The organism is Lactobacillus sp. UMNPBX19 (genome assembly GCF_002553805.1).
Classification (GTDB): Bacteria; Bacillota; Bacilli; order Lactobacillales; family Lactobacillaceae; genus Lactobacillus.
In genome coordinates this window covers 44496-71282 of the sequence record NZ_PCYR01000004.1, presented here as the reverse complement: position 1 = coordinate 71282, position 26787 = coordinate 44496, and the positions used below count along the sequence as shown (strand labels likewise).

Here is a 26787-nt window from a genome sequence, read left to right as displayed (position 1 = left end):
AAAGACATTCGATCGAATGTCTTTTTTATTATTCTTGAGTATTTTCAGTTGAGCTAGTTGATTCAGATTCATTATTTTGACTAGCTGGCGTTTCTGTTTCCTTACTTGAACTTGAAGAAGACTCAGATGAAGCAGTAGAAGATGATGAAGTGTTTGAATTCTCAGAGTTTGAACTACTTGTAGCAGAACTTTGAGTAGTTGCATTTGCATTACTGTTAGTAGTCCAGCTGTTATCAAAGTAATAGTTAGGTTGAGGATTATAATAACTATAATTGCGACGTGGAACAGTATAGAAAGAGGTACCAAAGTTGGATTTTGGTAGGGTACTGCTTGCTTTATGTTCATTACGTTGAATAGGTGTAGAAATACTTGATGAACTAGAACTTTGGCTTTCAGAACTAGATTGCTCTTCTCTATTTTGGAGACTATCTAGTTGATCATCCATCTTAATGTCTTCATCTTTTTTCTGCTCAGTCTTGTCTGATTTTTCTTTTTTATCGTCTTTATTTTTAGGTTTCTCTTTTTCAACTTTTTTATGAGATTGCTTATGAGAAGACTGAATAATGGCATAGTCTGCTGCAGAAGATTTATGTTTTGGCTCAACCAAGTTGTTACGACAACCTGTAAGTAATAAGAGACTACAACTTAAAGCACCAACGATTAACTTTTTCAAATTAATTTCCTCCATTTAAAATTTCTTTTATTATAACCAAAATTATTAATATAAAACAGTAAAATTAAGTACTAATAGGAAGGGATTTGAAAATTAATATATTATTTTTCAAGTTTGGGAGTTCAAAGAACATATTTTTTCTAGAAAAGATATAATAGATATGTAGTGAATTAATTTGTTAAATTTATTTTTAGATAAAGATGTTAGAGGTCAGTTTCTATGTATGATCTTGAAGACGTTTTAATGAAATCTTTTAGAGAAGATAATGGCATTAGTTCGGCATTTTCAATTGAACCGGTTGATGATAATGAATATCGTGTTTCAACTAATGTGGTTGATGGCTTGAACGATACTATTCACTTTTATTTAGTTGTTTATCCTAACGGAACCTATGCCTTGAATGATCGCGTATTTACGGCACAAATGATTGATGATAATATCGGGAGTTTCGCAAGTATTGCCAGTGATGTGGCACGTTTAGCTAGTGAATTTGGTGTATTATTAGATGACCGCGGAGAACTAACACGTGACTATATTAATATTCGCGATCTTAGAAATGAAGTGAACAACTTTACTCAATTATTAAATCGTGTAGTTGAATTTGCCCAAATCCATAGATAATTTAATTACAAGAGAAGAAGCTGAAAGCAGAAGCTTCTTTTTTTTTTGCCTAATTAAGTTATAATTTGAATAAAAACAAGGAGAGAACTATGAAAGATTCTGAAATAGAGTTAATTGGGCAAAATGCCATGAATTGGTTAAAAGAAAATATTCATTTTATAAAAGCCGGTTCAGATATTGAGGTAGCAACACCCTTAATTGGTGCATATGGGGACTTAGTATATTGCTGGATTGAAAAAGAAGATGATTACTACCGCATTACTGATGATGGGGGAACTTTATTTAAGCTTGATCCTGGTCAAGAAAATATGGATTTACTTGAAGAAGCAATGGATATTGTAATTGGAGCTGGTTTTGAATTTGATGAAGAGACTTTAGAAATTTACCAAGTGGTAGATCAAGACTATATCCCAGCTACACTTAACGATCTGACTCAATTACAGGTTGCTTTGACTTATTTAGCCAGCTGATAACTTTCCCATCATAATTAAGTTTTTAAGCATATGTTTTTTGTTTTTAAAAAGCCTATGATATAAATAATTGTGAAAGCGCTAATAACGCGTATTTCTTAAAATATTACAAAGAATGTAAAAAATATCTTAATTTGTAACATTTTTGTAAAATTACGGTATAATAAAAGTAAATAAAACAGCAAGCTTAAGTATAGCTTACCTTGCTGAGGAGCGTGAATTATGATGAGAAAAGTTAAGAAGAGAAGTATCATTACAAGTTTGGGTGCAGTTGCAATGTTAGCATCTTTGAGTGTAGGTGGAACTGCTTTTGCAGCAAGTACTGATCAAGCCAAGAATTATCAAACTCAACTTGAAGAACATAAGAATTTACAAGCTTATACTAATCCATTAACTGTCCAAGCTTTAACTACTACTAAGGGTGTTTTGCCTGATGCAACAAGTGGTATTTCTAATTGGAGTCAGGTTCCAGCTGGAACAGTAGCCGCTTGGGATAATAAGCCTGAAGTTAATAAGGCCGGAACTAGTTACGGAACAGTTTATGTTACTTTCCCAGATGGATCTAGATCAAGATTAGCAGTTTACGTAACGGTTAAAGATGGTGCAGCTAGTCAAAGTAGTGAGAATACAAACACTACTTCTTCAGATAAAAGCTCTTCAGCTGCGGTAGCATCAAAGTCACCTGTTAAGAGCTCACAAGTAGAAGGTGAAGCTAAGACTTCTGCCAAAGACACTGATAATGATACTGAAAAGACAACTACTGTAGATAAAGCTGATAAAGATCAATCAGCAAAATCCAGTTCTAAAGCTAACAAAGATGTAGTTGTAAAGGATCTAGGATCAACTACTGTTACTGAAAAAAATGCTAGTGTTGTAAGTAACTCAAAGGATAAGGACAAGAGTTCAAATCCAATTTCTGTTGCTACTCGCTTACCAGAAACTGTAGCTAAGGCTACGAATCCATTTGTAATAATTTGCGGTGCATTAATTGCAGCCGTAAGTGGTGCAGTAATTTGGAGTAAGAAATTAAAGAAGAGAAATTAATAGATAATAAAAGAGGTCGAAACTAATTGTTTCGACCTCTTATTTTATTTATCTTTATTTTTGTCCTTATCTTTGCTATTTTGAGCTTTTTTCTTTTTAGGATCATCTGGCAAGATAGCAAATTTATCAAGCATTTTTTCCAATTGATTATTTTTTTCAAAAGTTAAACCCATATCTATCTTTAGCTCCTTTGAATTAAGATAAGTGAATTATACCCTATAATTTTAACTAAAAAAAGTAAGCTGCATCTTATAAGTAGCTTACTTTTTTAGTTTTTACGTCTTAATTTAACTAAAAAGTCTTCATGTTCTTTTTCTAACTTTTCATCCTTATCAATAAAGAAGTAGCAGGCAGTGGCAATCACTGCAACTACAGCCCCTAAGAGTAGGGTCTTAGGAGTAAAGTTAGTAATCATATAACAAGAAATAATCAAAGCAATAATTGGAATAGTGTATTTTCCAGGTAGTAAAAAACCGTGTGTTGGATATTCATTACTATGCTTAAATTTAATGACTGCTAAAATTGATGGCACATATTGAACAAAGGATGCTAAAACCGTACATGAGACAAGAAATAGGTAACTTTGAGTAGCTAAGGCTCCTGAAAGAACAGCAGTAAAAATAATACCAACATAAGGAGCATCATGTTTATTTTTCTTACCAATCCATTTCGGAAGCATCCCATGTTCGGTAGCAAGGGATGCAATAAGTGAAGGAGTATTAAATGAAGCACTAAAAGCAACTCCAAAGATTGAAATTAACATTACGACAATCATAAAAGCAAAACCCCATTGGCCAACACCAGTCTTTAGGGCACTCGCTAATGGATTAGAATAACTTCCTAGTTTAAACCAATTGCAACTAAAAGCATCAAGCAATCTAGAATTGTTACACTAGGCATTACTGCAATTAAAACCCGTGGAATATTCTTTTCTGGATTATTCGTTTGCTTTGCTGCAATTAGAATAAAGGAAAATCCAGTAAATAAGTAAAAAATTGGTGTGAAGGCATTCCCCAAATGTTTAAAGAATGGTCCAACACCGGTTAAAGCTGCATGTGGAATTACCGGAGTAAAGTGAGCTTTCTTAATAAAGAAGGCTCCAACAATAATGAAGACAAGTAATGTAATAATCTTAGCTGCAGCTGAAATATTATTAACAATTTTTACCCAAGATATACCAAAGAAATTAATAATTGAAAACAGTAAAATTAAGAAGATAACTCCACTAATGTAGACTGCATTATTTTTAAAAATAGGTAAAAAACTCTTTAAGATGGTTAATAAAGCAACTAATTCAGTAGAAAGAGTTGTACATCCTAAAAACTAAGTAAAAATACCTAGTTCATAACCCGAAAAACGCCCAAAAGCATTATATGAATAAAGCTAAGCGGCTCCTGATTGTGTGAAACGGCTGGATAAGTCAGCATAGCATAAAGCAATCATGCTGACAGTGACAGCAGTACAGAGAAGAACAAGAATAGCTGTTAGATTCAAATTTGCACTGTAGTCAAATAACTATGTAGAACTTTTCATTAAAATTATTGATTTTGTGATGCGAGGAAAATAAAAATGACAAAGATTGCTATTTTAGGTGCCGCTGGTCAAATTGCTCAATTAGTTGAACCAATGATATTAAAGAAGACGGATGTAGATATGGTTTTATATTTGCGTCATCCTAATAAATTACATCAAGTTGATGAAAGTCGAGAAGAGATAATCAAGGGTGATGCAAGCAACTTTAATGAATTAAAGGCAGCATTAGCAAGTGTTGACCTAGTTTACGCAAACTTAGCTGGGGCGAACATTGAAGATCAAGCCGAAACTGTTGTTAAAGCAATGGATACAAATGGCATTAAGCGCTTAATTTGGGTTTCTTCTCTAGGAATCTATGATGAAGTACCGGGAAAATTTGGTGAATGGAATAAGAATATTTTAGGTTCTTACTTAACTACTTATAGAGCAGCAGCTGATAAAATTACAGAAAGTGATTTAGATTACACCATTATTAGACCAGCTTGGTTAACTAATAAAGATGAAGTAAGTTATGAAAAGACTGTTGGTGCTCAAACTCCATTTAAAGGAACCGAAGTGTCTCGCTTGAGTGTAGCAGACTATATAGTTAATATAATTGAAAATCCAGCAGAAGATCTTAAGAGCAATGTTGGTTTAGATAAGCCTGGAACTGACGGTGATAGGCCAGCCTGGTATTAAATTTAATAATAAGAAAAAAGAACGGTTTTTAAACCGTTCTTTTTGGTGTAAAGGGAGCAAGTTTAAGCTTATCTAGTTGATTGCGATAATAAGTTAAACTCTTACGATTACAATGTAGGATTTCCATTAATTTCAAGTCAGAGAGGCTAGGGTCATTTACTTTATAGTAAATGTAAGAAAGGCGAAGTTTTCCTGGGGTAAGATCAAAATTTAAAATATCCTTGTCTGGAGCAATTTTTCTAGTTAAAGAGGTTAAGGCAGAGATTTGTTTACCGGTCTTTGTTTGGAAAATAAGAGGATTCTCTTCAGTATTAGTCAGGAGAATAGAGCGATAACTTGAATTGTTAATACTTGAAATATTAGCCTTACTCAAATTAAGAAATTGTTTTGGGTCAAAGCCGTGAGCAATCAAAATTAGAACTTTTTTGCAATCAAGACTAATTTCAGGCCAAGTTATAATTTCATCAATCTGATCAATCCAGTCAATGCAAATATGAGGGGTTCGATCAAAAGTATAGCCATGTAAATCGGTAAAAAGATAATTTTTAACTAATTGGTGGTCATAGAGAAAAGAAAAATATTTTTTTAAATGGGTAACATACTTATTAATCGTACTAATTGTTTTATTTTGATCTTGCTCTAAGTGGTCAATAAAGGCGCGGATATCTTGAGCAGAAACATTACTAACTTTAGGTTCTGAATTTGAATTTTGTAAAAAATAGTTCCAAAAATAATAGATCGATTGATTAATTGAAGTAATTGTTCGCGGAGCAAGATTTTGACTACTGCACCATTGATTAAAATTTTTTTCGTAGGGAAATAACATTTTTATACCTCATTAACAAAAATGTAATTGTTACTTTAACATATACTTGATTATAACAAAAAAGGTTGGCGAACTTCCAGTCCGCCAACCAGTCTACAGCAAAATTTTACTTCTTAATTCGAGATTTGTACCATTTAATTCCAAAGTAAATAAATAGAATTAGTAAAAGGATAATAATTACGATTGTGTAATCATCAAAGATTCTAACTACGACTTGCCAATTCTTTCCCATATAGTGTCCTAAACCAACTAGTACACTATTCCAAACTAAACTACCTAAAGTAGTCAAGACTAGAAATTTAGTCCAGCCGACATGGGCAATACCTGCGGGAATTGAGATTAAACTTCTAACAACAGGGATGCAACGTCCATAAAAAATGGCGCTAATTCCATGTTTGTCGAACCAATCAATGGCTTTTTGAGCATCATCTTTTTTAAATCCTAAAAGTTTAAATAACTTAGTTTCAAGTAATTTTTCAAGTCGTGGCAGTGTTAGATTACGACTTATTGAAAATAAAATAATCGCACCAATAATTGATCCTAAAGTTGAAGCTAGGATAACACCGATTAGAGTTAATTTAGTTCCACTAACTAGGAATCCTCCAAGGGTCAAAATTACCTCTGAAGGAATAGGTGGAAAAATATTTTCAACGGCAATTAAAAGAATAATGGCAAGATAGCCGAAATTTTCGATAAAGTGTGTTAACCAAATTGTCATTTATATTTTTATTGTCTTTCTAAAATTTTATCTACTTTCTTAAAGAATAAATCTTTATCTGCTTTTGTTACTTCAGTAATTTCTTTTCCATTAGGGTCGATAAACATGCGACCACTTGCTAACCCTGATGTAATAACATTTGCTTTTACCTGACGTGTCTCAACAAGTTCAGGGTAGAGAGCTGACATAGTGGTTAAAACGTCCCACAAATATAGTTCTGCATTTGGAACAGAAATAATTAAGCTGTATCCTAAACCAACTAAGTCAATAGCTGGATACTTTCTTAAACTAGCCCAGTGCTGACGAAGTTCATCAGTTAAGGGAAGTTCTTCAGTACTTTCTAAGCCAACCATTTGAATTTTAAGATCTGAGTCTAGAACATGTTTCACTGCATCTGGATCCCAAAAGGCATTCCATTCTTGAGTGCCGTCAGCATCAACGCTAACTACGTTTCCATGTCCGTCTAGAGAGCCACCCATCCAGTAGACTTTTTCAATTTTTGATTGAATTGAAGCATCTTCATCTAATGCTCGAGCTAAATCCGTGATTGGACCAGTCATTACTAAGGTAACGGGACCATCTGCTTTTTTAATTTTATCAATCATATCTAGGTGAGCAGGCAACGCAGCTTCTGGGGTTTTAATTTCACCGCTCTCATTTAAGATTGGAAAGTAGTTAAATGAGTATGTTGCCATCCGCCACTCTTTTGGAAATTGATGAACAGCACGTGAATTAGAGCGAGCAACTTCTAATTTATCACCACGTAAATTGAATCTATCGACCATTTTCCGACAAGCTTCTACTGAGGGATCGATATATCCATCGCCATCAATGGCACTAATTCCAATGAGCTTAATATCAGGCGCTTGCAAGAGTAAAAGGAGTGAAACTAAATCATCGATGTTTCCATCATGATTAAAATAAATATTTTTCATTATTTGCGACCTTTCTTTTTGGCTATTTACTATTCTATAAGAAAATGAAGGATTGAGTAAACAAAAAAGTCATCTTACTTGGTTTTAAGAAGGAACGTGATAAAATACTATGGGAATTTCAATGGGAAGGAAAAATAATTTATGGCAACGGAACATATTGAAAATAAATTAAAACTTTTGCCCGATAAGCCAGGCTGCTACTTAATGAAAGATATTAATGGCAATGTGATTTATGTGGGAAAGTCTAAAAACTTAAAGAACCGCGTTCGTTCCTATTTTAAAAGTAAACAGGTGGGGAGACGTGCTGAACTTGTACGTGAAATACGTGATTTTGATATCATTACTGTCTCATCCGATAAGGAATCTTTTTTGTTAGAAATTACACTAATCAAAAAATATCAGCCTTACTATAATGTCCAATTAAAGCAAGGCACAGGCTATCCTTACATTGAAATTACTAATGAACGTGATCCGCAAACACGTTTGACATCAATTGTTCATAAGGATCACGGTTACTATTTTGGACCTTATCCAAATGTTTATGCGGCGCAAGCAACTTTGAAATTTATTCAAAAAGTCTGGCCCCTAAGAAGATGTACCGGTCATCAAGGACGTCCCTGTCTTTACTATCACATGGGACAATGTTTGGGAGCTTGCTTTAAGGAGGTGCCAAAGAGTACTTATGATGCTCAGATTAGAAAGATAAAGCGATTTTTAAATGGAGACATCGCCCAGGTTAAGCAAGATCTGACAGAAAAAATGACACAAGCTTCAATGGATCTAGAATTTGAACGTGCTGCTGAAATTAGGGATCAATTGAAATATATTGAACAAACTGTTGAGAAACAAAAGATTATTTCTAATGATCATACTCAACGGGATATCTTTAATTTTTACGTTGATAAATCTTGGATTTCAATCCAAATTTTCTTTTTAAGACAGGCTAAGTTATTACGTCGTGAAACAAGACTATTTCCTTTAACTGATACTAATGATCCACAAGATGCCTTTGTTTCCTTCATTGCTCAATTTTATGGACAGCGTAATCGTGTTTTACCAAAAGAAGTTTTAGTACCGGCTGGAATTGATAATGAATCTTTATCTGAAGTACTAAAGGTACCAGTAAGAACACCACAACGTGGTCAAAAGAAAGCCTTGTTAGAAATGGCTCATGACAATGCTAAGTTGAAATTAGATGAAAAATTCCGCCTCTTAGAACTAGGCAATCGTAAAACTAAGGGGGCACAAAAAGAAATTTTTGACGCTTTAGGGCTGCCGTATGGACATCGAATTGAAAGTTTTGACCACTCTCATATTCAGGGAGCTGACCCTGTTTCTGCTTTGGTAGTATTTACTGATGGTGAAGCTGATAAACATGAATATCGTAAATACAAATTAAAGGGTGAAGTTGAACATCAAAATGCGGCTGATGAGGTAGGAAACACCCGTGAAGTAGTTAGAAGACGATACAGTCGACTTTTAAAAGAACATAAAAAAATGCCAGATCTTATTTTAATGGATGGTGGTCAGATTCAAGTTGAAGCTTGTTTGGATGTGTTAAGAAATGAATTGAATGTAAACATTCCTGTTGCCGGAATGGTAAAGGATGATCATCACCGAACTAATCACTTGATTTTTGGTGATCCTACGAAGGGAGAAGAATTAAAGTTAATTCCTTTAGATCCAAAATCTGAGGGATTTTACTTAATGACCAGAATTCAGGATGAAGTTCACCGCTTTGCAATTACTTTTCATAGAAGAACTCATGCCAAAAATGCTCTTTCAAGTAAATTAGATGAAATTAAGGGTATTGGGCCAAAATCTAGAAATAAGCTCCTAAGAAAGTTTGGTTCTTTAAAGAAAATTAAAGAAGCATCAGTGGATGAATTAAGAGAAGCTGGTCTAACTCTTCCGCAAGCACAAACTGTAAAATTGAGTTTATAAATTAACCAATAAAAGACCTGATTTAATGGGGCTTGATATGGTATTATAGTTAAGAAACTTTAAGGAAATTTTTAATTATAAATTGATATACAAAGGAGGCGCACATAATGTTTGTCGACCAAACAAAAATAGATGTACAAGCAGGAAAGGGCGGCGACGGTGCCGTTGCTTTTCGACATGAAAAATATGTTCCACTTGGTGGACCAGCCGGTGGAGACGGAGGCCGCGGAGGCAGTATTATTTTAGTTGCTGACTCCGGCTTAAGAACCTTAATGGATTTCCGCTTTAGACGTAAGTTTAAGGCAGATAACGGTGAAAATGGTCGTATTAAATCACAATATGGCCGCGGAGCTAAAGACGTAAGATTAAAAGTTCCGATGGGAACAAGTGTCTATGATTTTAATACTGGCGAGCTTTTGGGCGACTTAGTTGAAAATGGTCAAGAATTGGTAGTAGCTCACGGAGGAAAAGGCGGTAGAGGTAATATTCACTTTGCCACTCCAACAAGAACCGCTCCAGAAATTGCCGAAAATGGTGAACCGGGAGAATTCCGTACTTTACGCTTGGAATTAAAGGTCTTAGCTGATGTAGGGCTAGTAGGATTCCCATCTGTTGGCAAGTCAACCTTGTTATCCGTTGTAACTAAGGCTAAGCCAAAGATTGCCGCTTATGAATTTACAACTTTAACTCCTAACTTAGGAATGGTTGTTCTTCCAGATAGTCGTGATTTTTCAATGGCTGACCTACCAGGATTAATTGAAGGTGCTTCAAAAGGTGTTGGACTTGGAATTCAATTCTTGCGTCATGTTGAACGTACAAAAGTAATCTTACACTTAGTTTCAATGGATCCAAACAATGGCCGTGATGCTTATGAAGACTATGAGACAATTCGTAAGGAATTAGCAGGCTACACTAAGGATTTAACTACCAAGAAAGAAATTATTGTAGCAACACAAATGGATATTCCTGGTAGTGAAGAAAAATTTGCGGAATTTAAGAAGAAACTAGGAGATAAAACTGTCTATCCTATTTCTAGTGTTACCCATAAAGGTGTTAGTGAACTAATGGGTAAGACCGCAGATCTTGTTGAAGAAGTTGCTAAAGAAGAAGCTGAAAAACCAGCAGAAATTAAAGTTGCCGAAAAAGAATATGTTTATAAGAAACCAGAAGATGAAGGCTTTAAGGTTGAAAGAACAGGCGAACACAGCTTTGTTGTTACAGGCAATAAGTTAGAGCGTCTTGTTCAAAGAACTAACCTTGACCATACTGATGGAATTATGCTTCTAGCTCGTAAATTAAAGCGCTTGGGTGTAGATGAAGCTTTAAGAGAAAATGGAGCAGTAACTGGCGACGATGTTTCAATAGCTGACTTTACGTTTGAATTTGTAGATTAGAAAATTTGAAAAAGTTGGGAGTAAGACTTTTGAATAAAAAGAACCGCTTTATTACAGGTTATGCCGGACTTCGTGCTCTAGCTGTTATTGGAGTAATTCTATATCACCTTAATCCAAACCAGTTCATGGGTGGATATTTAGGAGTACCAATATTTTTAGTATTATCGGGTTATTTAGTTACAGACCATATGTTTCATGCCTATGAGGAGCGGGGAGAGTATAATTTCAAATCTTTCTACATTAGACGAATCAAAAAATTATATCCTCAAATGATTACACTGTTGTGGGGATGTAGTGCCTATATCTTACTTTTTCAGCAGAATCTTCTAGCTAAGTTGAATCAAATAGTCGTTACTAATTTACTGAACGTCTATAACTTTTGGCAGATAAAGAATGGACAAAGTTATTTTGAACGATTTGCAGCTAATGAATCACCATTTGTTCATTTATGGACTATGTCAATTGAAGGTCAATTTTACATTATTTGGCCCCTAATAATCTTTTTGCTAGTTAAGTTCGCTAAAAATAAAAAAACAATTTTTTGGATTATTACAGCCTTAACTTTATTTTCTGCTTTAGAGATGGCATTTTTATTTAAACCAGGTGTTGATACAAGTAGAATTTACTATGGGACGGATACAAGATTCTTCTCTCTAGGTTTGGGGGCAATGCTAGCAGTTTTTTGGCCAACTTGGAAGTTAAATGCAAATCTAGAAAAAAGAAGTCATTGGCTCTTAAATATTGTGGGAGCTATATCATTAGTAGCTATCTTACTAATGGCAACGAGTCCAATTTTCAATCCACAAAAAGCATTTGCTTATCGTGGAGGGATGCTCTTATTTTCACTAGTAACAACGATTTTTGTTGGAATCATTGCTCATCCAGGCAGTAGCTGGAACAAGTGGTTAACTAATCCAGTATTTAAATGGATTGGGTCACGTTCATATGGAATTTACTTGTATCAATTTCCAGTAATGATTTTCTTTGAAGATAAGGTTAAAGATATTGCCGATCATGTGGTTTTATATCATTCAATCGAAGTTATTTTAATTTTGATAATTGCTGAACTTAGTTATCGCTTTATTGAAAAACCATTTGGTCGAATTGATTGGGAAAAAGTTCGTCAATTCTTAACTAAGGCCTTAAATTTACGTGCAAAGCACTATCAAGCAAAGATACTTTTTGCAACAGGGATAATAGTTTTTATTCTAGGTAGTTTTGGAATTTTAAAAGCGCCAACTGTCAAAACGGAAAATCCAAATCATTCTCAACTAGCTAAGCAAATTAAATCAAATCGGAGTAAGCAGCTAAAGAGTAATAAAAAATTAATTAAGGAAGCTCAGTCTAGAAAGAAAACAGCACCAACTTCAAAAGCTGATCTTATAAAACAAGCTAAGAAAGCAGCAGATACCAAACCAGTAAACAAAGACTTTGAAAAATACGGAATTTCTCAAGTTGATTTACAACTAGCACAAAAAATTCAGGTGACTGCAATTGGAGACTCAGTAATGGCTGGATCTAGCCAAAACTTACAAAAATTGATGCCACATTTAATTATTGATGCAGCTATTTCTAGACAATTGGGTGATACTATTCCACTTTTTGAACAATACAAAGCAAAGGGTGCTTTAAATGAGAATGTGTTAATTGGCTTAGGAACAAACGGAGCCTTTGAACCAAAAGAACTTGATCACTTAATGCAAATTATTGGTCCAAAGAGACATGTTTTTTGGGTTAATACTCATGTGCCAACGCGTGATTGGCAAGATCAAGTTAATGGTGAACTAGATGCAGCAACGAAAAAATATCCAAACTTAACGATTATTAAGTGGCATGAGTTTGCTGGTAGTCATCCAGATTGGTTCTACGATGATCATACACATCCAACTCCAGAAGGATCGAAATTTTATAGTGCCTATATAACTAAAGTTTTAGTTACTGAAGGTAAATATTAGAAATAGGGTTTTCATGGAAATACAATTTTTAGGAACAAGTGCGGGGCAACCATCAAAAAGTAGAAATGTTTCTTGTACCGCACTAAAGTTATTAGATGAATTAAATGAAGTATGGCTATTTGATGTGGGAGAAGCAACGCAGCATCAAATTTTAAAGACTAACATTAGACCTAGAAAAGTAACGCGAATCTTTATTTCACATACTCATGGTGACCATATTTTTGGACTTCCAGGTTTTCTCTCATCTCGTTCTTTTCAAGGCGATGGTGGTCCACTAACAATTTATGGACCAGCTGGTATTGAACAATTTGTACAAACTTCTCTAAGAGTTTCTAAAACTCGCGTATCATATCCGATTAAGTATGTGGTTTTAAAAGAAAATGGCTTAATTTTTGAAAATGATATTTTTGCGGTCTACACAGCTCGTTTAGATCACCGAGTACCGAGTTTTGGCTTTCGTGTAGTTGAAAAGCCACGTCCAGGTGAATTATTAATGGATAAAGTGGCAGAATACAATGTGCCTAATGGACCGCTTCTTGGTCAATTAAAGGCCGGAAAAACAATCACATTAAGTGATGGTCAAAAACTAGATGGACGTGATTTTCTTGGAGAAGAGCGTCCAGGACGAATTGTGACAATTATTTATGATACTCGGCCAACAAAAAATATTGGTGAATTAGCAGATAACGCCGATGTTCTAGTTCATGAATCAACATTTGATGGTGGAGAAGAAAAAATGGCCCATCGCTACTTCCATTCAACTTGCTTGGATGCAGCTCGAGTTGCTCGAGATCATAATGTTGGAGAGCTTTATTTAACTCACATTTCTGCTCGCTATACTGGAAGAGCGGGTAGACAATTAGAACATGATGCTAGAAAGATTTTTAAACATACTCACTTAGCTAATGATCTAGATAATTTTGAAATCACATTGAGGGGATAATAATATGAGTAATTCATTGAGGGATAAAGTCGTAGTAGTTACAGGAGCTTCTAGTGGTATTGGACGCTCAATTGCTTTAGAAAGTGCAAGTCGTGGTGCAACAGTTATTTTGATGGCACGTCATCAAGATAAGTTAGAAGAAATTGCCAACGAAGCACGTCAGCTTTCTGGAAATGAAGTATATGTATTTCCAACAGATATTAGCAAAGCTGATCAAATTGATCGTGCCTTTAATGAAATTGTTAGTCATGTTGACCATATTGATTATCTTGTCAATGCAGCAGGTTTTGGTGTCTTTAAAGAATTTTTAGAGACTTCACCTCAAGTGATGACTGAAATGTTTCAAACCAATGTTTTAGGTTTGATGTATTTCACTCGTCTTGTTGCGCGTGTCATGATCGATCAAAAGCAAGGGCAAATTATTAATTTTGGCTCAATTGCTGGAATTGTACCAACTACTAAGACTGCAGTTTACAGTGCTAATAAGGCGGCTATTATTCAATTTTCAAATGTTTTACGTCTAGAATTGAAACCTTTTGGCGTTAAGGTCATGACAGTAAATCCTGGACCAGTTTATACTAATTTCTTTAATATTGCTGATGAAAGTGGTTCTTACGTGAATAATGTTCAACGTTTCATGCTTGATCCAGATGATGTAGCTTGGCAAGTAGTCCACTTCTTTGGTTCTAACCGTCGTGAATTGAATCTACCTCTAAGCTTAGCTACCTTAGCAAAGCTTTACCAAATTTTCCCTCGTATTGGTGACTGGGCAAGTCTAAAGTTTGCTAGCAGAAAGTAGGGAAGAATGATGAATAAGCAAAGAAATTTAGTAATTGGACTAATTATCGTTTTAGTGCTTGTGATTTTTGCATGCCTCAATACTGAACCAGTAGCGATTAATTTTGGCTTTTTCCAACCTAAAATGCCTTTAATCATCGTCTTAGTGATTATGCTTCTATTAGGTGCATTAGTATCACTTTTGATTGGTAAAGGTGAAAAAGTTTCTCCTGATGTCAAAAAAGCACTAGCAAAACAGAAGAAAGAATTAGATAATAAATATCGGAGTGAAATTGAATCTAGAGATAAACAAATAGCTGAATTAAAAAAAGTTAATAATTCTGAAGCTACAAAATAAGATTGGACTTGATTTATCAGCTCTTAGATTGTATCATTGAAATACGTGAGTATTTAGTGAATTTGTTTATTTAAAGGTTCGCAAGTCTCAATTCTATAAAAAAGGAGATCTAACTAATGGCAGTTCCTGCAAGAAAAACTTCTAAGCAAAAGAAACGTTCACGTCGTGGTCATATTAAATTAACCACACCAGCAATGCATTACGATGCTACTACTGGTGAATACCGTTTAAGCCACCGCGTTTCACCAAAGGGCTTTTACAAAGGCCGTCAAGTTGCTAACGAAAACAAGCAACAAAATAACGATTAATTAAAGACACCGTGGGGTGTCTTTTTTTATATAATTTTTGATTAAAGGAATAGGTATTAATGAAATTAGTTATTTTACACTCAAGTGATACGCATGGCTTTTTAATGCCAACTGATTATCAAGATAAAAACAATTATGATGCACCAATTTCACTTAGCCGGGTAAGTAGTGTTGTAAAAAGTGAAAAAGAAAAGTATGGCGCAGATAATGTGTTAGTTACAGACAGTGGAGATTGTTTGCAAGGATCTCCTTTGGCTAGCTTTACACAAAAACTTCCTGAAGAAGAAGGATTACGTAAATTTACTGAAGCTTATAACGAAGTAGGCTATGATGCACGTGCATTGGGTAATCATGATTTTAATTATGGATTAGACTACTTGTCATATTACGTTGATAATAACCGTGCGCCATTTATTAATGATAATGTTTTAGATGCAGAAACTAATGTGCCATTTTTTGGTAAGGAATACACTATTATTGAAAAGGCCGGTCTGAAAATAGGAATTATGGGGATTACTACCCAATATATTTCTCACTGGGAATCAGAAGATCATATCAAAGGATTAAAGTTTGTCTCTGGCTATGATGTACTTTCTAAATTAGCTAAGAAATTACGTCCACAAGTTGATATTCTTTGTGCTATGTATCATGGTGGCTTTGAAAGTGATCCTTTGACTGGAGAAGCAACTGAACCACATACTGGCGAGAATGAAGGCTACAAGATTTTAACTGAAATTCCTGAAATTGATGTCTTTTTAACTGGACACCAACATCGTCGCTTAAACTTAGTTACTCGCGATACTGCAATTGTTCAACCCGGATATCGAGGAGAAGCTGTTGGTAAAGTAGTTATCGATTTTGACAAAGATGAAAAAGGCAAGGTCAAGATTAATGAGATGACTACTGAATTAATTGACAGTAAAGACTATGCTCCTGATCCAGCTATTGAAAAGATTGTTAAGAGCCTTGATGAAGAGACGCAAAAGTGGTTAGATCAACCAATTGCTCACTTATCTGAGCCTGCTCCAATTGAGGATGCCATTAAGGGTAGAATTGAGGGAGCTCCATTCATTAACCTTATCCAGCAAATGCAGCTTTGGTTTACTGGTGCAGATGTTTCAGCTACTGCAATTATGTCAGAATCAGCTCATGGATTTTCAAAGAATGTTACCATGAGAGAAGTTTTGCTTAATTATCCATACGCAAATCAGCTTTGCATTGTTAACCTTACCGGAAAAGAATTAAAGGAGATCATTGAATATTCAGCTGGTTTCTTAGAAAAAGATAAAGACGGTAAAATTAAATTTATTGATCGTTGGATTACACCTAAGCCAATGTTATATCATTTTGATCTTTTCTATCCTGTTAAGTACGAAGCTGATTTATCTAAGCCAGTGGGTCAAAGATTGACTAAGGTGACTTTAGATGGTAAAGATCTTGAAGATGACAAGGTTTATAAGTTGGCCGTAAACAATTATCGTGCTCTAGGTGGAGGTTTCTATCCAGCTTACAGTATGGATAAAATTGAAAAGATTTTTGACCAAGATTATGTTCAAATGTTTAGTGAGTACTTAACTCATGACGATATTAAAGTAGATACAAGTAAGAATTATAAATTTTACTAAGAAAAAAAGCTGTTTCAATTAAGAAACAGCTTTTTATAATATTCAAATTTAATTCAATTATAGTTTGCTATACTTACTTTTATCTTTGTAACTTTTGGCAGTAATGGCAGGAATAATAATTGCGAAGAGCAAGCCAAAGACTGCGCCAATAATCAAAGATTGCATAGGATTAAATTGCATCTGAGTTAGAGATGCAGCAATAAAACCAATAATTTCGCAAAAAATGCATGACCAAATCACTGTAATAATGTAGCGCATAATTTCTCCTTCTTTCGCTAGGTATCTTAGCAAAAATAAGATGTTTTAGCAAGCGAAGATAGTAGAATTTGCTATACTTAAATTATCAGAAAGGGTGAGTATATGGGAGCGGTTAGTTTACAAAATTTAAGCAGTTTTACTCTACTTGAGAGTCCAACTAAAGTTAAAAATTTAGCTGAAAATGCTAAGAAAAAAGGCTATTCTGCGATTGCTTTAACCGATATCAATATTACTTATGGCCTAGTCGATTTTTATAAGGCAGCAAAAGATACCGGAATTAAACCTTTACTAGGGATGCAACTTAGAATTAATGGTTTAATTGATGAAGCTAATAAGTATGATCTCATTGTAATTGCAAAAGATGACCAGGGATATAAAAATATTTTACGTTTATCTAGTGCAGTTAATCTTTTAACTGAAAATGGCGAAAAAGAAAATGTTTTAACTTTCGAGGATTTAAAAAAATATCTCGGCCATTTAATTCTAATTACTCCAAGCAATCTACATAGTGAACTAAAAATGTTGCAAACTAATAATCCTAAAATGGGAGCAAATTATTTACGAAAGCTGCAAGATTCTCTTCCGAGCTCATCTTCCATGTATTTGGGAGTCTATGCGGATTCGGGACAGCAAGAATATATAAATTATATTCGCTCACTGGCTACACAATTTAGCTTACCTCTAACTGCTGTAGAAGATGGACAGTACCTTAACCGTAATGAGCAATTTTTAAGACGTACACTCCAAGCAATTAAAACTAATACTCATTTAGAAAATATAGAACAGCTAGCTAAACAAGCTGGCTCACACTATTTGAAAAATAGTGAAGAATTGCAGGTAAGTTATCGGAAGTTTGATATTGAAGATGCATTGGAGAATGCAGAAAAAATTGGAAAAATCTGTACTGCAGAAATCAAATTTCAAGATCCGCAATTACCCAAATTTAAACAAAATAAGTTTCCTACTTCAAAAGAATATTTGCATGCTTTAGCTCAAGAGGGTCTTGCAAAAAGATTTAATAATCAAATTCCCGCTCAATATCAAAAAAGACTTGATTATGAATTACAAGTAATTAATGAAATGGGATTTGATGATTATTTTCTTATTGTGTGGGATGTAATGAATTTTGCACATAGTGTCCATATTACAACAGGACCGGGGAGAGGATCAGCAGCTGGATCTCTTGTTTCTTATGCCCTTAGAATTACTGAAGTGGATCCAATTGAATATAATTTGCTGTTTGAACGTTTCTTAAATCCGGCCCGGCAGCAAATGCCTGATATTGACTTAGATATTCCAGACAATCGTCGGGATGAAGTAATTAAGTACATGTTTGAAAAGTACGGGATGAATCATGCGGCACAGATTTTAACGTTTGGTACTTTAGCGGCAAAGCAGGTTTTAAAAGATGTTTGTCGTGTTTTTGGATTAAATAAGGTCGAAACCTATCGTTGGTTAGATGCCATTCCGCACTCTAAGGGAAAAATCACCTTAGCTGAGGCCTATCAAAAATCAAAAGAATTGCAGCTATTAGTGAATACGAATGAATTGAGTAAAATTTTATTTGCGACCGCCGAGCATTTAGAAAATTTACCAAGGCACTATTCAATTCATGCGGCTGGTTTAGTAATTACTGATGATTCCCTGGCTGAAATCGTAGGACTTCAAGCAGGTCCCCTAGGAATTCCCGTAACTCAACAGACAAAATTTAATGTTGAATCACTAGGTTTGTTAAAGATTGACTTCTTGGGATTAAGAAATTTAACGATTTTAGGGAATATTGTTGCAGCTTTAAGAGCGGATGGAATTGACATCGATCCTAACCAAATTCCCTTAGATGATCAAGAAACACTTGCCTTGTTTCAACGCGGGGACACGGATGCAGTGTTCCAGTTTGAATCTGATGGAATTAAACGTGTCCTTGAACAACTTCATCCAGATAGTTTTGAAGATATTGTTGCAGTTAATGCCTTATACCGGCCCGGTCCAATAAATAATATTGATCATTTCATCAATAGAAAGCATGGAAAAGAAAGGGTTCAATATCCTGACCCTAGTTTAAAGAAAATTTTAGGTACTACCTATGGAGTTTTAGTTTATCAAGAGCAAGTTATGCAGACAGCTCAAGTTCTAGCAGGTTTTTCTTTAGGAGAGGCTGATCTTTTAAGACGTGCAATGTCTAAGAAAAATGCAGAGGTAATTCAACGTGAACGAGCTAAGTTTATTGAAGGTGCAATTAAATTAGGCCGTAAAAAGGAAACCGCTGAAAAAGTTTATGACTACATTGCACAGTTTGCTAATTATGGATTTAATCGTTCTCATGCCGTTGCCTACAGTAAGATTGCTTTTTGGCTTGCTTATTTTAAAGTGCATTATCCAGGAGCCTTTTATTTAGCTTTGTTAAACAGCAATATGGGTAATCGAAATAAAATTGCTCAATACCTAATGCAAGCTCAAGAAGCTGGAATTAAGATTTTGCCACCTGATATTGAAAATAGTAAGGCAGATTTTTCATTAGAGAATGGAAAAATTTTAGTCGGATTAAAGGCAATTCGAGGATTAAGAAGCGACTTATTAAAGCAAATTTTAGAAATTAAGCGTCCAATTAAGTCGATGACCGATTTTCTCTGGAAAATAGATAATAATTTGCTGAGTGCAGGTGCGGTCGAAAATTTAATCAAGGCAGGAACTTTTGATCGACTAGCTCCTAATAGAAATGAGCTGTTAAAAATAAATAAAGATTTAGTTGAGAGTGTAAAAATGGCAGGCTCAAATTTATCGTTATTCGAAACATTAGAGCCTAAAGTAGAAGAAGAAAAAATGCCAACTGCAGCTGAAAAATCAGCGATGGAAGTTGAAGCTATGGGTTTTAGTACTGGCATTAATCCGATTATTGCGGTTCAAAAATATGCTCGAAAGTTTAATGCAAAACGATTACAAGTTTTTGAGAGTAATGAACAAGGAATTGCAGTTGGAAAGTTAATGAAGGTTAAACCAATTACCACAAAAAAAGGTGATAATATGGCTTTTGCCGTTTTTAGTGATACTAGTGGCGAAAAAGACTTTACCATTTTTCCTCAAGTCTGGGAAAAAGTAGGTGAGAACTTGAAGATTGGTGAGATATATTTACTTCAAGTGAGAACCCAAAGTGATCGTTTTAACCCTAACAAAATTCAATTTCTACTTTCTAATGCTCGGCAAGTTAATTTTAAAGATTAATTCAATTTTTTTGAAAGCAAGCAAAAGAGAGCATAATAAGGTTGAAAGCGAAAACATTTATTTTATAAGGATTATTAGTGAAAAAATAGGCTTTTTTTTGAAGACATTGAGTAAAAAAAATGGTACGATAAAACCGATGTGAGTAAAACACAGAAAATCGTAGAGGTGAATTCATGAAACGGATTGGTATTTTAACTAGTGGTGGAGATGCCCCTGGTATGAACGCTGCCATTAGAGCTGTTACTCGTACAGCTTTGGCAAACGGTATCGAAGTTTGCGGAATTCGTTATGGATATGCTGGTTTAGTTGCTGGTGATATTTTCCAAATGACTTCTGAAACAGTTGCGGATAAAATTAGCCGCGGCGGTACTTTTCTTTATTCAGCTCGTTTCCCAGAATTTAAGGAAGAAGAAGTTCAACTTAAGGGAATCGAACAATTAAAGAAGCACGGAATCGATGCTTTAGTTGTCATTGGTGGTGACGGTTCTTACCACGGTGCATTGAAGCTTACAAGACATGGCTATAATGCTATTGGTCTTCCTGGTTCAATTGACAACGATATTCCTTATACTGATTATACAATTGGTTTTGACACTGCATGTAGTACTGCAATGGAAGCCATTGATAAGATTCGTGACACTGCAACAAGTCACCAACGTGTATTTGTTGTAAATGTTATGGGTCGTGATTGTGGGGATATCGCAATGCACGTTGGTGTTGCTACCGGTGCTGACGCAATTGTTATTCCAGAAGAACCTTATGACATTAAGGAAATTGCTGAAAACTTGAAGCAAGGATTTGCTAATGGTAAGAAACATGGAATCGTTGTTTTAGCTGAAGGTGTTATGGACGCTGAAAAATTTAAGGATGAACTTCTTAAATATGGTGACTTTGACGCTCGTGCTAATGTATTGGGCCATATGCAACGTGGCGGAAGCCCAACAATGCGTGACCGTGTAATAGCAAGTGAAATGGGTGCCTACGCTGTTAAGTTATTACTTGAAGGTAAGGGCGGCTTAGCTGTTGGTATGGAAAACAACAAGCTTACTCACCATGATATTCTTGATTTGTTTGATGCAAAACACCACGGTAATTATGCGTTATACTCATTAAACAAAGACTTAGCCAAGTAGTTTTTGATTTTGTATTATAGGAGATTTTTTCAAGATGAAGAAAACTAAAATTGTTAGTACTTTAGGGCCAGCCTCAAACGATGTTGAGACTATTACTAAATTAGCTGAAGCAGGTGCAAACGTATTCCGTTTCAACTTCTCACACGGTGACCACGAAGAACACCGTGCACGTATGAACATGGTTCGTGAGGTTGAAAAGAAGACTGGTAAACTTCTTGGCATTGCTCTTGATACTAAGGGTGCCGAAATTAGAACTACTGAACAAGAAGGCGGCAAGTTCACTATTAACACTGGTGACACTATCCGTATTTCTATGGACGACACTAAGAAGGGTAACAAGGACATGATCCACGTTACCTACGATGGTCTTTACGACGATACTCACGTTGGTGGTCACGTATTAATCGATGATGGTTTAGTTGACCTTTTGATTAAGGACAAAGATGACGCTAAGAGAGAATTAGTTTGTGAAGCTCAAAACACTGGTTTAATCGGTTCTAAGAAGGGTGTTAACGCTCCTGGCGTTGAAATCCGCCTCCCAGGTATCACTGAAAAAGATACTAACGATATTAAGTTCGGTTTGAAGGAAGGTATCAACTTCATCTTTGCTTCATTCGTTCGTAAAGCACAAGATGTTCTTGACATTCGTCAATTGCTTGAAGAAGCACATTGTGAATACGTAAAGATCTTCCCTAAGATTGAATCACAAGAAGGTATTGACAACATCGACGAAATCTTAAAGGTTTCTGATGGTTTAATGGTTGCTCGTGGTGACATGGGTGTTGAAATTCCATTTATCAATGTTCCATTTGTACAAAAAGAATTGATCAAGAGATGTAACGCTTTAGGTAAGCCAGTTATTACTGCTACTCAAATGCTTGACTCAATGCAAGAAAACCCACGTCCTACTCGTGCCGAAGTTACTGACGTTGCAAATGCTGTTCTTGATGGTACTGACGCAACTATGCTTTCAGGTGAATCTGCAAACGGTCTTTACCCAGTTAAAGCTGTTAAGGCTATGGCTGAAATCGACATGCGTACTGAAAAGCAACTTGCTAAGCGTAACAAGTTAGCTCTTCAAAGATTCGAAGAATACAAGGGTTCAAACGTTACTGAAGCTATCGGTGAATCAGTTGTTAGAACTGCTGAAGAATTGGGCGTTAAGACTATTATTGCAGCAACTGAATCTGGTTACACTGCACGTATGATTTCTAAGTACCGTCCAAACGCTGATATTATTGCTATGACTTTCAACGACAAGATTCAACACTCATTAGGTGTTGTTTGGGGTGTAAAGCCAATGTTGACTGAAAAGCCTAAGTCTACTGAAGAAATGTTTGAAAAGGCAGCTGAACTTGCTAAAGAAACTGGTCTTGCAAAAGACGGCGACTTAGTAATTATCGTTGCTGGTGTTCCTTTGGGCGAAACTGGTACTACTAACTTGATGAAGTTACAATTAATCGGTACCCAACTTGTTAAAGGTTTAGGTGTTGGTGAACAATCAGTTATTGGTAAAGCTGTAGTTGCAACTTCTGCTGAAGAAGCTAACAGCAAAGTTCAAGATGGTGACATCTTAGTTGCTAAGACTACTGATAAGGATTACTTACCAGCAATCAAGAAGGCTTCAGGTATGGTAGTTGAAGCTTCTGGTTTAACTAGCCACGCAGCTGTTGTTGGTCTTTCACTTGGTATCCCAGTTATCGTTGGTGCTACTGATGCAGTAGAAAAGATCAAGGATGGTTCTAAGATTACTGTTGATGCTCGTCGCGGTGCTGTTTACCAAGGCGAAGCAGCTAACCTTTAATCTGAATTAAATAGCTTATTAAAATAGTCAGCGAAAGCTGGCTATTTTATTTTTGTCTTTTTTTCCTTATACTATAAGATGATAGACAAAATAAAATGATTGAGGCGCTATTATGTTAGGTGAAATAAGAAAAGGAAAAGTTACTGATGAAAATGAATCTGCTTTTTATGTGCAGGTTGAAGGGGTAACTTTTGAATTAAAGAAAATAGAAATTACACAAGATGAACCAATCCATTTAGGTGATGAAGTACAAGGCTTTATTTATGAAAATAAGGATAAAAAGAAAGAAATGACACAATTTTATCCTTTTGCTCAAAAAGATCAGTATGGTTGGGCAACTGTAACAGAAGTGCGCCGTGACTTGGGTGTTTTCTTAGATATTGGTTTGAACGACAAAGATGTTGTCGTATCTTTAGATGATCTTCCACTTGAAAAGGATCAATGGCCAAAGAAAGACGATCGCTTACTAGTACGTCTTGAAACTGATGAAAAAGAGCGTATTTGGGCTAAAATGGCTGAAGAAAACGTCTTTGAGCAATTAGCTGCTAATTTCCCAGCACATTTAGAGAATAAAAATATGTCCGGAACTGTTTATAGAAATTATGAAGTAGGTTCCTTTGTAATTACTGATCAGTACTACTTAGCCTTTGTTCATAAGTCTGAAATGTTTCGTCCATTACGACTAGGTCAAAAGATTAAGGGACGTGTAATTGGAGTTAGTCAATATGGTAGATTGAACTTAAGTGTTCTTCCTCGTGGATTTGAAGAAATTGACGATGACGCACAAATGATCTTAGTAAGTTTACGTCGTGAAGCTACAAAAACTCTACCATTTTACGATAAGAGTGATGTCCAAGAGATTAAAAATCACTTTGGTATTTCTAAATCAGCTTTTAAACGTGCCTTGGGACATTTATTAAAGGATGGGTTAATTACTGAAGATAAAGATGCAGGAACAATTAGCTTGGTAGAAAAAGATGACTCAGACACAGATAATGAAGGATAATTTAGAAGATTATTTACGATTTAGTCAAGTAGAACGTGGCTTAAGTCCCAATACAATTGTTTCTTACCGAACTGATTTAGAAGAATATTTAAGTTATTTAGAAGATCAGAATGAGACAAGTTGGGAAGTTGATTATCTAGTAGTTGATGCTTTTCTTGCAACACAAAAAGATAAGGGAAAAGCCACAACTTCAATCAGTAGAATGATCTCTAGCTTACGAAAATTTTATCAATGGCTTTTGCGGCAAGATATAATTGAACGTGATCCTTTAGTTAAAATTGATTCACCTAAAAGTGAACGTAGATTGCCGACAGCTCTTAGTGAGGAAGAAGTTACTAAATTGTTGGATGCTCCTGATACTAATACTCGTTTGGGGATTAGAGATCGGGCTATGCTTGAAGTGCTCTATGCAACTGGAATGCGGGTTAGTGAGTTAATTAATTTACGTACTGGCGATATTCACAGTGAGTTAAAAATTATTAGAGTTCTTGGTAAAGGATCAAAAGAACGTCTTGTTCCGATTACCGAAGTTGCTTTATCATGGTTAGAGAAATATCAAAAAGATGTCCGAGAGAATCAAGTCTTAAAAAGCGGTCAATTTACCGATGTGATTTTCCTAAATAATCATGGTCATCAATTGACGAGACAAGCTGTTTGGCAAAAGATAAAAAAATATTGTCAACTTATCGGAATAACCAAAAATGTTACACCACATACTCTTAGACATACTTTTGCGACTCATTTATTAGAAAATGGGGCGGATTTAAGAGTGGTTCAAGAAATCTTGGGCCATAGTGATATTACAACTACGCAGATTTATACTAATTTGACGCAGAAACATATTTTGGAGGTTTACAATCAAGCACATCCACGTGCCTAACTATTATGATCAGCAAATATAAAAAAGATTACGAAAAAACTGTAATGGGATATTTATCTTATCTCCCAGATTTTAAAAATATTAAGAATCTGCAAGAAGAGATGAAACTGTATACTAGTGATTCCAATCAATTCGAGGTTCTTATCTATCAACAAGATGGTAATGCTCGCGGTATTGTCGGTATTCAAGAAGAGAAAGAGTTTATTATTATTCGCTATTTATCTCTTGATCCAACAATGCGTGATGAAAAAACAAAGCAATTGGTAATGAATGACCTAAAGCATCTTTATCCTGATAAAATGATTACTGCCTTACCTAATTGGACATCTTTATTAAATTATTTAAAGGAAAATAAAACTGATGAATAATGTTGATGAATTAACTTTAGATCTTCCTAATTTTACGGGACCATTAGATTTACTTTTACACTTAATTAGGTCGCAAAAAATAGATATCTATGATATTCCAATTGCAAAAATTACGGGACAATATTTAGCTAATTTAGCTCGCTGGCAAACTTTGGACTTACAAATTGCTGGAGAGTATTTTGTGATGGCGTCAACATTACTTAGAATTAAGTCTCAATATTTACTTCCTAAAAATGACTTTATTGAGGAAGATCAGTATCAAGAAGATCCACGTACTGAACTTGTTGAGCAATTAGTTCAGTACTCAGTCTTTCAAAGAATTGCCGAATACTTTAAAAAAAGAGATGAAGAAATGCCAATTACAGTGGCAAAGGATCCATCTGTTTCCCCTAAAAAAGAGATTGAACCACTTCCTTTAGGAGAAATTACAAGTGATGAGCTTGCAGATACTTTTAAAGTAGTTTTAGAGCGATTCAAACTAAGAAAGCCACAAGTTGGAAAAATTGAGGTTCACGAGACTTCAATTGAAGAAATGACAAGCTTTTTAAAAAATAGGTTACAAAAGAAAAGATCGACTAGTTTTTTTGATTGTATTAAAAACTTTCAAGATCTTGATCAAGTAATTGGTTTATTCCTAGCAGTTTTAGAATTATGTCGTGATCATAAAATTTTGGTAAAGCAAAATAGAGATTTTGGTGATCTAGAGTTAGAGAAAGTTGAGATTAATGGCAAGTAAAGAAGCAGAATTAGAAGCCTTACTTTATGCAGCGGGGGATGATGGTTTAGAAACTGAGAATTTGCTACAGTTGTTAGAAATTTCTCCAGCTGCCCTAATAGAATTAGCTAATCATCTTAAGGACCGATTGAAAAATGATGAAAATTCAGGTTTGCAGTTAATTTGCATCAATCAAATTTATAAATTAACCACTAGTCCGAAATGCGGAGATATTATTTCTAAATTTTTCCAAAAAGATCTATCTAAGAATTTAAGTCAGTCAGCACTTGAAATCCTGTCGATTATTGCGTATCGACAACCGATTACTCGAGTTGAAATTGATGACTTAAGAGGGGTTAACTCAGCAGGTGCGCTGCAAACTTTGGTTTGGCGCGGATTAATCAAAGTAGATGGAAAAAAGGATGTCCCAGGACATCCTAACTTATATGTAACGACCGATTATTTTTTACAGTACTTTAACTATGAAAGTTTGGCTGATTTACCGGTAATTGAAGAATTTGAAGCAGATGATAATCCTGTGAACCTATTTAATCAGGATGATAGTAGAAATAAAGAAATTAATTTTGATGAGGGTGAGTAAA

Annotated in this window: 26 protein-coding genes and 1 pseudogene; 20 read left to right on the top strand and 7 right to left on the bottom strand. The window is 35.0% G+C overall.

The window, feature by feature from the left end; all coding sequences use genetic code 11:
- Positions 1–28: 28 nt before the first annotated feature.
- Positions 29–688 carry a hypothetical protein gene (locus CP370_RS02290; RefSeq protein WP_087712932.1) on the bottom strand — a complete coding sequence of 220 codons (660 nt, stop codon included), beginning with the start codon at positions 686–688 and terminating at the stop codon, positions 29–31.
- 204 nt (positions 689–892) lie between these two features.
- Between CP370_RS02290 and CP370_RS02285 the strand changes: the two genes are divergently transcribed.
- From CP370_RS02285 to CP370_RS02275, 3 genes are all read left to right on the top strand, one after another.
- Complete coding sequence (locus CP370_RS02285) at positions 893–1294, top strand: hypothetical protein (protein ID WP_012846291.1); 402 nt, start codon at positions 893–895, stop codon at positions 1292–1294.
- Between the two features lie 89 nt (positions 1295–1383).
- A complete protein-coding gene (locus CP370_RS02280) occupies positions 1384–1764 on the top strand; it encodes a DUF1828 domain-containing protein (RefSeq protein ID WP_004894431.1) in 381 nt (126 codons plus the stop codon).
- A gap of 222 nt (positions 1765–1986) precedes the next feature.
- On the top strand, positions 1987–2808 hold the full coding sequence (locus CP370_RS02275; RefSeq protein WP_087712933.1) for a Rib/alpha-like domain-containing protein: 822 nt from the start codon (positions 1987–1989) through the stop codon (positions 2806–2808).
- Positions 2809–2852: 44 nt separating this feature from the next.
- Here CP370_RS02275 and CP370_RS10180 read toward each other — a convergent pair whose 3' ends face one another.
- Both CP370_RS10180 and CP370_RS02270 read right to left on the bottom strand, forming a co-directional pair.
- Positions 2853–2981: an SPJ_0845 family protein gene (locus CP370_RS10180; RefSeq protein WP_004894434.1), complete on the bottom strand. Its 129-nt coding sequence runs from the start codon at positions 2979–2981 to the stop codon at positions 2853–2855.
- 95 nt (positions 2982–3076) lie between these two features.
- Positions 3077–4302: pseudogene (locus CP370_RS02270) on the bottom strand (APC family permease); the annotation flags it as partial.
- Between the two features lie 75 nt (positions 4303–4377).
- Here CP370_RS02270 and CP370_RS02265 point away from each other — a divergent pair.
- A complete protein-coding gene (locus tag CP370_RS02265) occupies positions 4378–5019 on the top strand; it encodes an SDR family oxidoreductase (protein ID WP_087712934.1) in 642 nt (213 codons plus the stop codon).
- Positions 5020–5047: 28 nt separating this feature from the next.
- Here CP370_RS02265 and CP370_RS02260 read toward each other — a convergent pair whose 3' ends face one another.
- The 3 genes from CP370_RS02260 to CP370_RS02250 all read right to left on the bottom strand — a co-directional run bounded on the left by CP370_RS02260 (position 5048) and on the right by CP370_RS02250 (position 7498).
- Entirely contained in the window at positions 5048–5845 is a 798-nt protein-coding gene (locus CP370_RS02260) for a site-specific integrase (protein ID WP_012846285.1), read from the bottom strand.
- Between the two features lie 106 nt (positions 5846–5951).
- Positions 5952–6563: a DedA family protein gene (locus CP370_RS02255; RefSeq protein ID WP_087712935.1), complete on the bottom strand. Its 612-nt coding sequence runs from the start codon at positions 6561–6563 to the stop codon at positions 5952–5954.
- An 8-nt stretch (positions 6564–6571) separates the two neighbouring features.
- Entirely contained in the window at positions 6572–7498 is a 927-nt protein-coding gene (locus CP370_RS02250; protein WP_087712936.1) for a nucleoside hydrolase, read from the bottom strand.
- A gap of 141 nt (positions 7499–7639) precedes the next feature.
- Between CP370_RS02250 and uvrC the strand changes: the two genes are divergently transcribed.
- The 8 genes from uvrC (at position 7640) to CP370_RS02210 (ending at position 16802) form a co-directional block, all read left to right on the top strand.
- A complete protein-coding gene (uvrC, locus tag CP370_RS02245; RefSeq protein ID WP_012846282.1) occupies positions 7640–9442 on the top strand; it encodes an excinuclease ABC subunit UvrC in 1803 nt (600 codons plus the stop codon).
- Positions 9443–9549: 107 nt separating this feature from the next.
- Positions 9550–10836 carry a GTPase ObgE gene (gene obgE, locus CP370_RS02240; protein ID WP_087285232.1) on the top strand — a complete coding sequence of 429 codons (1287 nt, stop codon included), beginning with the start codon at positions 9550–9552 and terminating at the stop codon, positions 10834–10836.
- A gap of 29 nt (positions 10837–10865) precedes the next feature.
- Positions 10866–12791, top strand: a complete 1926-nt coding sequence (locus CP370_RS02235) for an acyltransferase family protein (protein WP_087713448.1) — start codon at positions 10866–10868, stop codon at positions 12789–12791.
- Between the two features lie 13 nt (positions 12792–12804).
- On the top strand, positions 12805–13734 hold the full coding sequence (rnz, locus tag CP370_RS02230) for a ribonuclease Z (RefSeq protein ID WP_012846279.1): 930 nt from the start codon (positions 12805–12807) through the stop codon (positions 13732–13734).
- A gap of 4 nt (positions 13735–13738) precedes the next feature.
- The gene (locus tag CP370_RS02225; protein ID WP_012846278.1) at positions 13739–14533 is read left to right on the top strand and encodes an SDR family oxidoreductase; all 795 of its coding nucleotides are present in this window, start codon (positions 13739–13741) and stop codon (positions 14531–14533) included.
- A 9-nt stretch (positions 14534–14542) separates the two neighbouring features.
- On the top strand, positions 14543–14869 hold the full coding sequence (locus tag CP370_RS02220; RefSeq protein ID WP_004897460.1) for a lipopolysaccharide assembly protein LapA domain-containing protein: 327 nt from the start codon (positions 14543–14545) through the stop codon (positions 14867–14869).
- Positions 14870–14985: 116 nt separating this feature from the next.
- A complete protein-coding gene (gene rpmF / locus CP370_RS02215) occupies positions 14986–15177 on the top strand; it encodes a 50S ribosomal protein L32 (protein WP_004894461.1) in 192 nt (63 codons plus the stop codon).
- Positions 15178–15236: 59 nt separating this feature from the next.
- Positions 15237–16802, top strand: coding sequence for a bifunctional UDP-sugar hydrolase/5'-nucleotidase (locus tag CP370_RS02210; RefSeq protein ID WP_012846277.1), 1566 nt, complete (start codon positions 15237–15239; stop codon positions 16800–16802).
- A 57-nt stretch (positions 16803–16859) separates the two neighbouring features.
- Here CP370_RS02210 and CP370_RS02205 read toward each other — a convergent pair whose 3' ends face one another.
- Positions 16860–17060: a YjzD family protein gene (locus tag CP370_RS02205; RefSeq protein WP_012846275.1), complete on the bottom strand. Its 201-nt coding sequence runs from the start codon at positions 17058–17060 to the stop codon at positions 16860–16862.
- Positions 17061–17162: 102 nt separating this feature from the next.
- Between CP370_RS02205 and CP370_RS02200 the strand changes: the two genes are divergently transcribed.
- From CP370_RS02200 to scpB, 8 genes are all read left to right on the top strand, one after another.
- Positions 17163–20279, top strand: coding sequence for a DNA polymerase III subunit alpha (locus tag CP370_RS02200; protein ID WP_087712937.1), 3117 nt, complete (start codon positions 17163–17165; stop codon positions 20277–20279).
- Positions 20280–20452: 173 nt separating this feature from the next.
- Positions 20453–21412 carry a 6-phosphofructokinase gene (gene pfkA / locus CP370_RS02190; protein WP_004894473.1) on the top strand — a complete coding sequence of 320 codons (960 nt, stop codon included), beginning with the start codon at positions 20453–20455 and terminating at the stop codon, positions 21410–21412.
- Between the two features lie 34 nt (positions 21413–21446).
- Entirely contained in the window at positions 21447–23216 is a 1770-nt protein-coding gene (gene pyk, locus CP370_RS02185; protein WP_087712938.1) for a pyruvate kinase, read from the top strand.
- Positions 23217–23328: 112 nt separating this feature from the next.
- Positions 23329–24222, top strand: coding sequence for a S1 RNA-binding domain-containing protein (locus tag CP370_RS02180; protein ID WP_087712939.1), 894 nt, complete (start codon positions 23329–23331; stop codon positions 24220–24222).
- Positions 24212–25102 carry a site-specific tyrosine recombinase XerD gene (gene xerD, locus CP370_RS02175; RefSeq protein WP_004897449.1) on the top strand — a complete coding sequence of 297 codons (891 nt, stop codon included), beginning with the start codon at positions 24212–24214 and terminating at the stop codon, positions 25100–25102. Before CP370_RS02180 ends, xerD begins: the two co-directional genes overlap by 11 nt.
- 5 nt (positions 25103–25107) lie before the next feature.
- Complete coding sequence (locus tag CP370_RS02170; RefSeq protein ID WP_087712940.1) at positions 25108–25470, top strand: reductase; 363 nt, start codon at positions 25108–25110, stop codon at positions 25468–25470.
- Entirely contained in the window at positions 25463–26206 is a 744-nt protein-coding gene (locus CP370_RS02165; protein ID WP_087285229.1) for a ScpA family protein, read from the top strand. The genes CP370_RS02170 and CP370_RS02165 overlap by 8 nt, the downstream gene beginning before the upstream one ends.
- Positions 26196–26786 (top strand): SMC-Scp complex subunit ScpB, encoded by a 591-nt coding sequence (gene scpB, locus CP370_RS02160; protein WP_087712941.1) that lies wholly within the window; start codon positions 26196–26198, stop codon positions 26784–26786. The genes CP370_RS02165 and scpB overlap by 11 nt, the downstream gene beginning before the upstream one ends.
- Position 26787: the final 1 nt, after the last annotated feature.

What these genes read in the sequence shown, in the direction of transcription:
- CP370_RS02250 (WP_087712936.1), bottom strand. Translation starts at nt 7,498, where the DNA reads ATGAAAAATATTTATTTTAATCATGATGGAAACATCGATGATTTAGTT.
- CP370_RS02280 (WP_004894431.1), top strand. Translation starts at nt 1,384, where the DNA reads ATGAAAGATTCTGAAATAGAGTTAATTGGGCAAAATGCCATGAATTGG.
- pyk (WP_087712938.1), top strand. Translation starts at nt 21,447, where the DNA reads ATGAAGAAAACTAAAATTGTTAGTACTTTAGGGCCAGCCTCAAACGAT.
- CP370_RS02285 (WP_012846291.1), top strand. Translation starts at nt 893, where the DNA reads ATGTATGATCTTGAAGACGTTTTAATGAAATCTTTTAGAGAAGATAAT.
- CP370_RS02265 (WP_087712934.1), top strand. Translation starts at nt 4,378, where the DNA reads ATGACAAAGATTGCTATTTTAGGTGCCGCTGGTCAAATTGCTCAATTA.
- CP370_RS02210 (WP_012846277.1), top strand. Translation starts at nt 15,237, where the DNA reads ATGAAATTAGTTATTTTACACTCAAGTGATACGCATGGCTTTTTAATG.
- CP370_RS02225 (WP_012846278.1), top strand. Translation starts at nt 13,739, where the DNA reads ATGAGTAATTCATTGAGGGATAAAGTCGTAGTAGTTACAGGAGCTTCT.
- pfkA (WP_004894473.1), top strand. Translation starts at nt 20,453, where the DNA reads ATGAAACGGATTGGTATTTTAACTAGTGGTGGAGATGCCCCTGGTATG.
- CP370_RS02275 (WP_087712933.1), top strand. Translation starts at nt 1,987, where the DNA reads ATGATGAGAAAAGTTAAGAAGAGAAGTATCATTACAAGTTTGGGTGCA.
- uvrC (WP_012846282.1), top strand. Translation starts at nt 7,640, where the DNA reads ATGGCAACGGAACATATTGAAAATAAATTAAAACTTTTGCCCGATAAG.
- xerD (WP_004897449.1), top strand. Translation starts at nt 24,212, where the DNA reads ATGAAGGATAATTTAGAAGATTATTTACGATTTAGTCAAGTAGAACGT.
- rpmF (WP_004894461.1), top strand. Translation starts at nt 14,986, where the DNA reads ATGGCAGTTCCTGCAAGAAAAACTTCTAAGCAAAAGAAACGTTCACGT.
- CP370_RS02170 (WP_087712940.1), top strand. Translation starts at nt 25,108, where the DNA reads ATGATCAGCAAATATAAAAAAGATTACGAAAAAACTGTAATGGGATAT.
- rnz (WP_012846279.1), top strand. Translation starts at nt 12,805, where the DNA reads ATGGAAATACAATTTTTAGGAACAAGTGCGGGGCAACCATCAAAAAGT.
- CP370_RS10180 (WP_004894434.1), bottom strand. Translation starts at nt 2,981, where the DNA reads ATGGGTTTAACTTTTGAAAAAAATAATCAATTGGAAAAAATGCTTGAT.
- CP370_RS02260 (WP_012846285.1), bottom strand. Translation starts at nt 5,845, where the DNA reads ATGTTATTTCCCTACGAAAAAAATTTTAATCAATGGTGCAGTAGTCAA.
- CP370_RS02220 (WP_004897460.1), top strand. Translation starts at nt 14,543, where the DNA reads ATGAATAAGCAAAGAAATTTAGTAATTGGACTAATTATCGTTTTAGTG.
- CP370_RS02255 (WP_087712935.1), bottom strand. Translation starts at nt 6,563, where the DNA reads ATGACAATTTGGTTAACACACTTTATCGAAAATTTCGGCTATCTTGCC.
- obgE (WP_087285232.1), top strand. Translation starts at nt 9,550, where the DNA reads ATGTTTGTCGACCAAACAAAAATAGATGTACAAGCAGGAAAGGGCGGC.
- CP370_RS02290 (WP_087712932.1), bottom strand. Translation starts at nt 688, where the DNA reads ATGGAGGAAATTAATTTGAAAAAGTTAATCGTTGGTGCTTTAAGTTGT.
- CP370_RS02200 (WP_087712937.1), top strand. Translation starts at nt 17,163, where the DNA reads ATGGGAGCGGTTAGTTTACAAAATTTAAGCAGTTTTACTCTACTTGAG.
- CP370_RS02205 (WP_012846275.1), bottom strand. Translation starts at nt 17,060, where the DNA reads ATGCGCTACATTATTACAGTGATTTGGTCATGCATTTTTTGCGAAATT.
- CP370_RS02165 (WP_087285229.1), top strand. Translation starts at nt 25,463, where the DNA reads ATGAATAATGTTGATGAATTAACTTTAGATCTTCCTAATTTTACGGGA.
- CP370_RS02180 (WP_087712939.1), top strand. Translation starts at nt 23,329, where the DNA reads ATGTTAGGTGAAATAAGAAAAGGAAAAGTTACTGATGAAAATGAATCT.
- scpB (WP_087712941.1), top strand. Translation starts at nt 26,196, where the DNA reads ATGGCAAGTAAAGAAGCAGAATTAGAAGCCTTACTTTATGCAGCGGGG.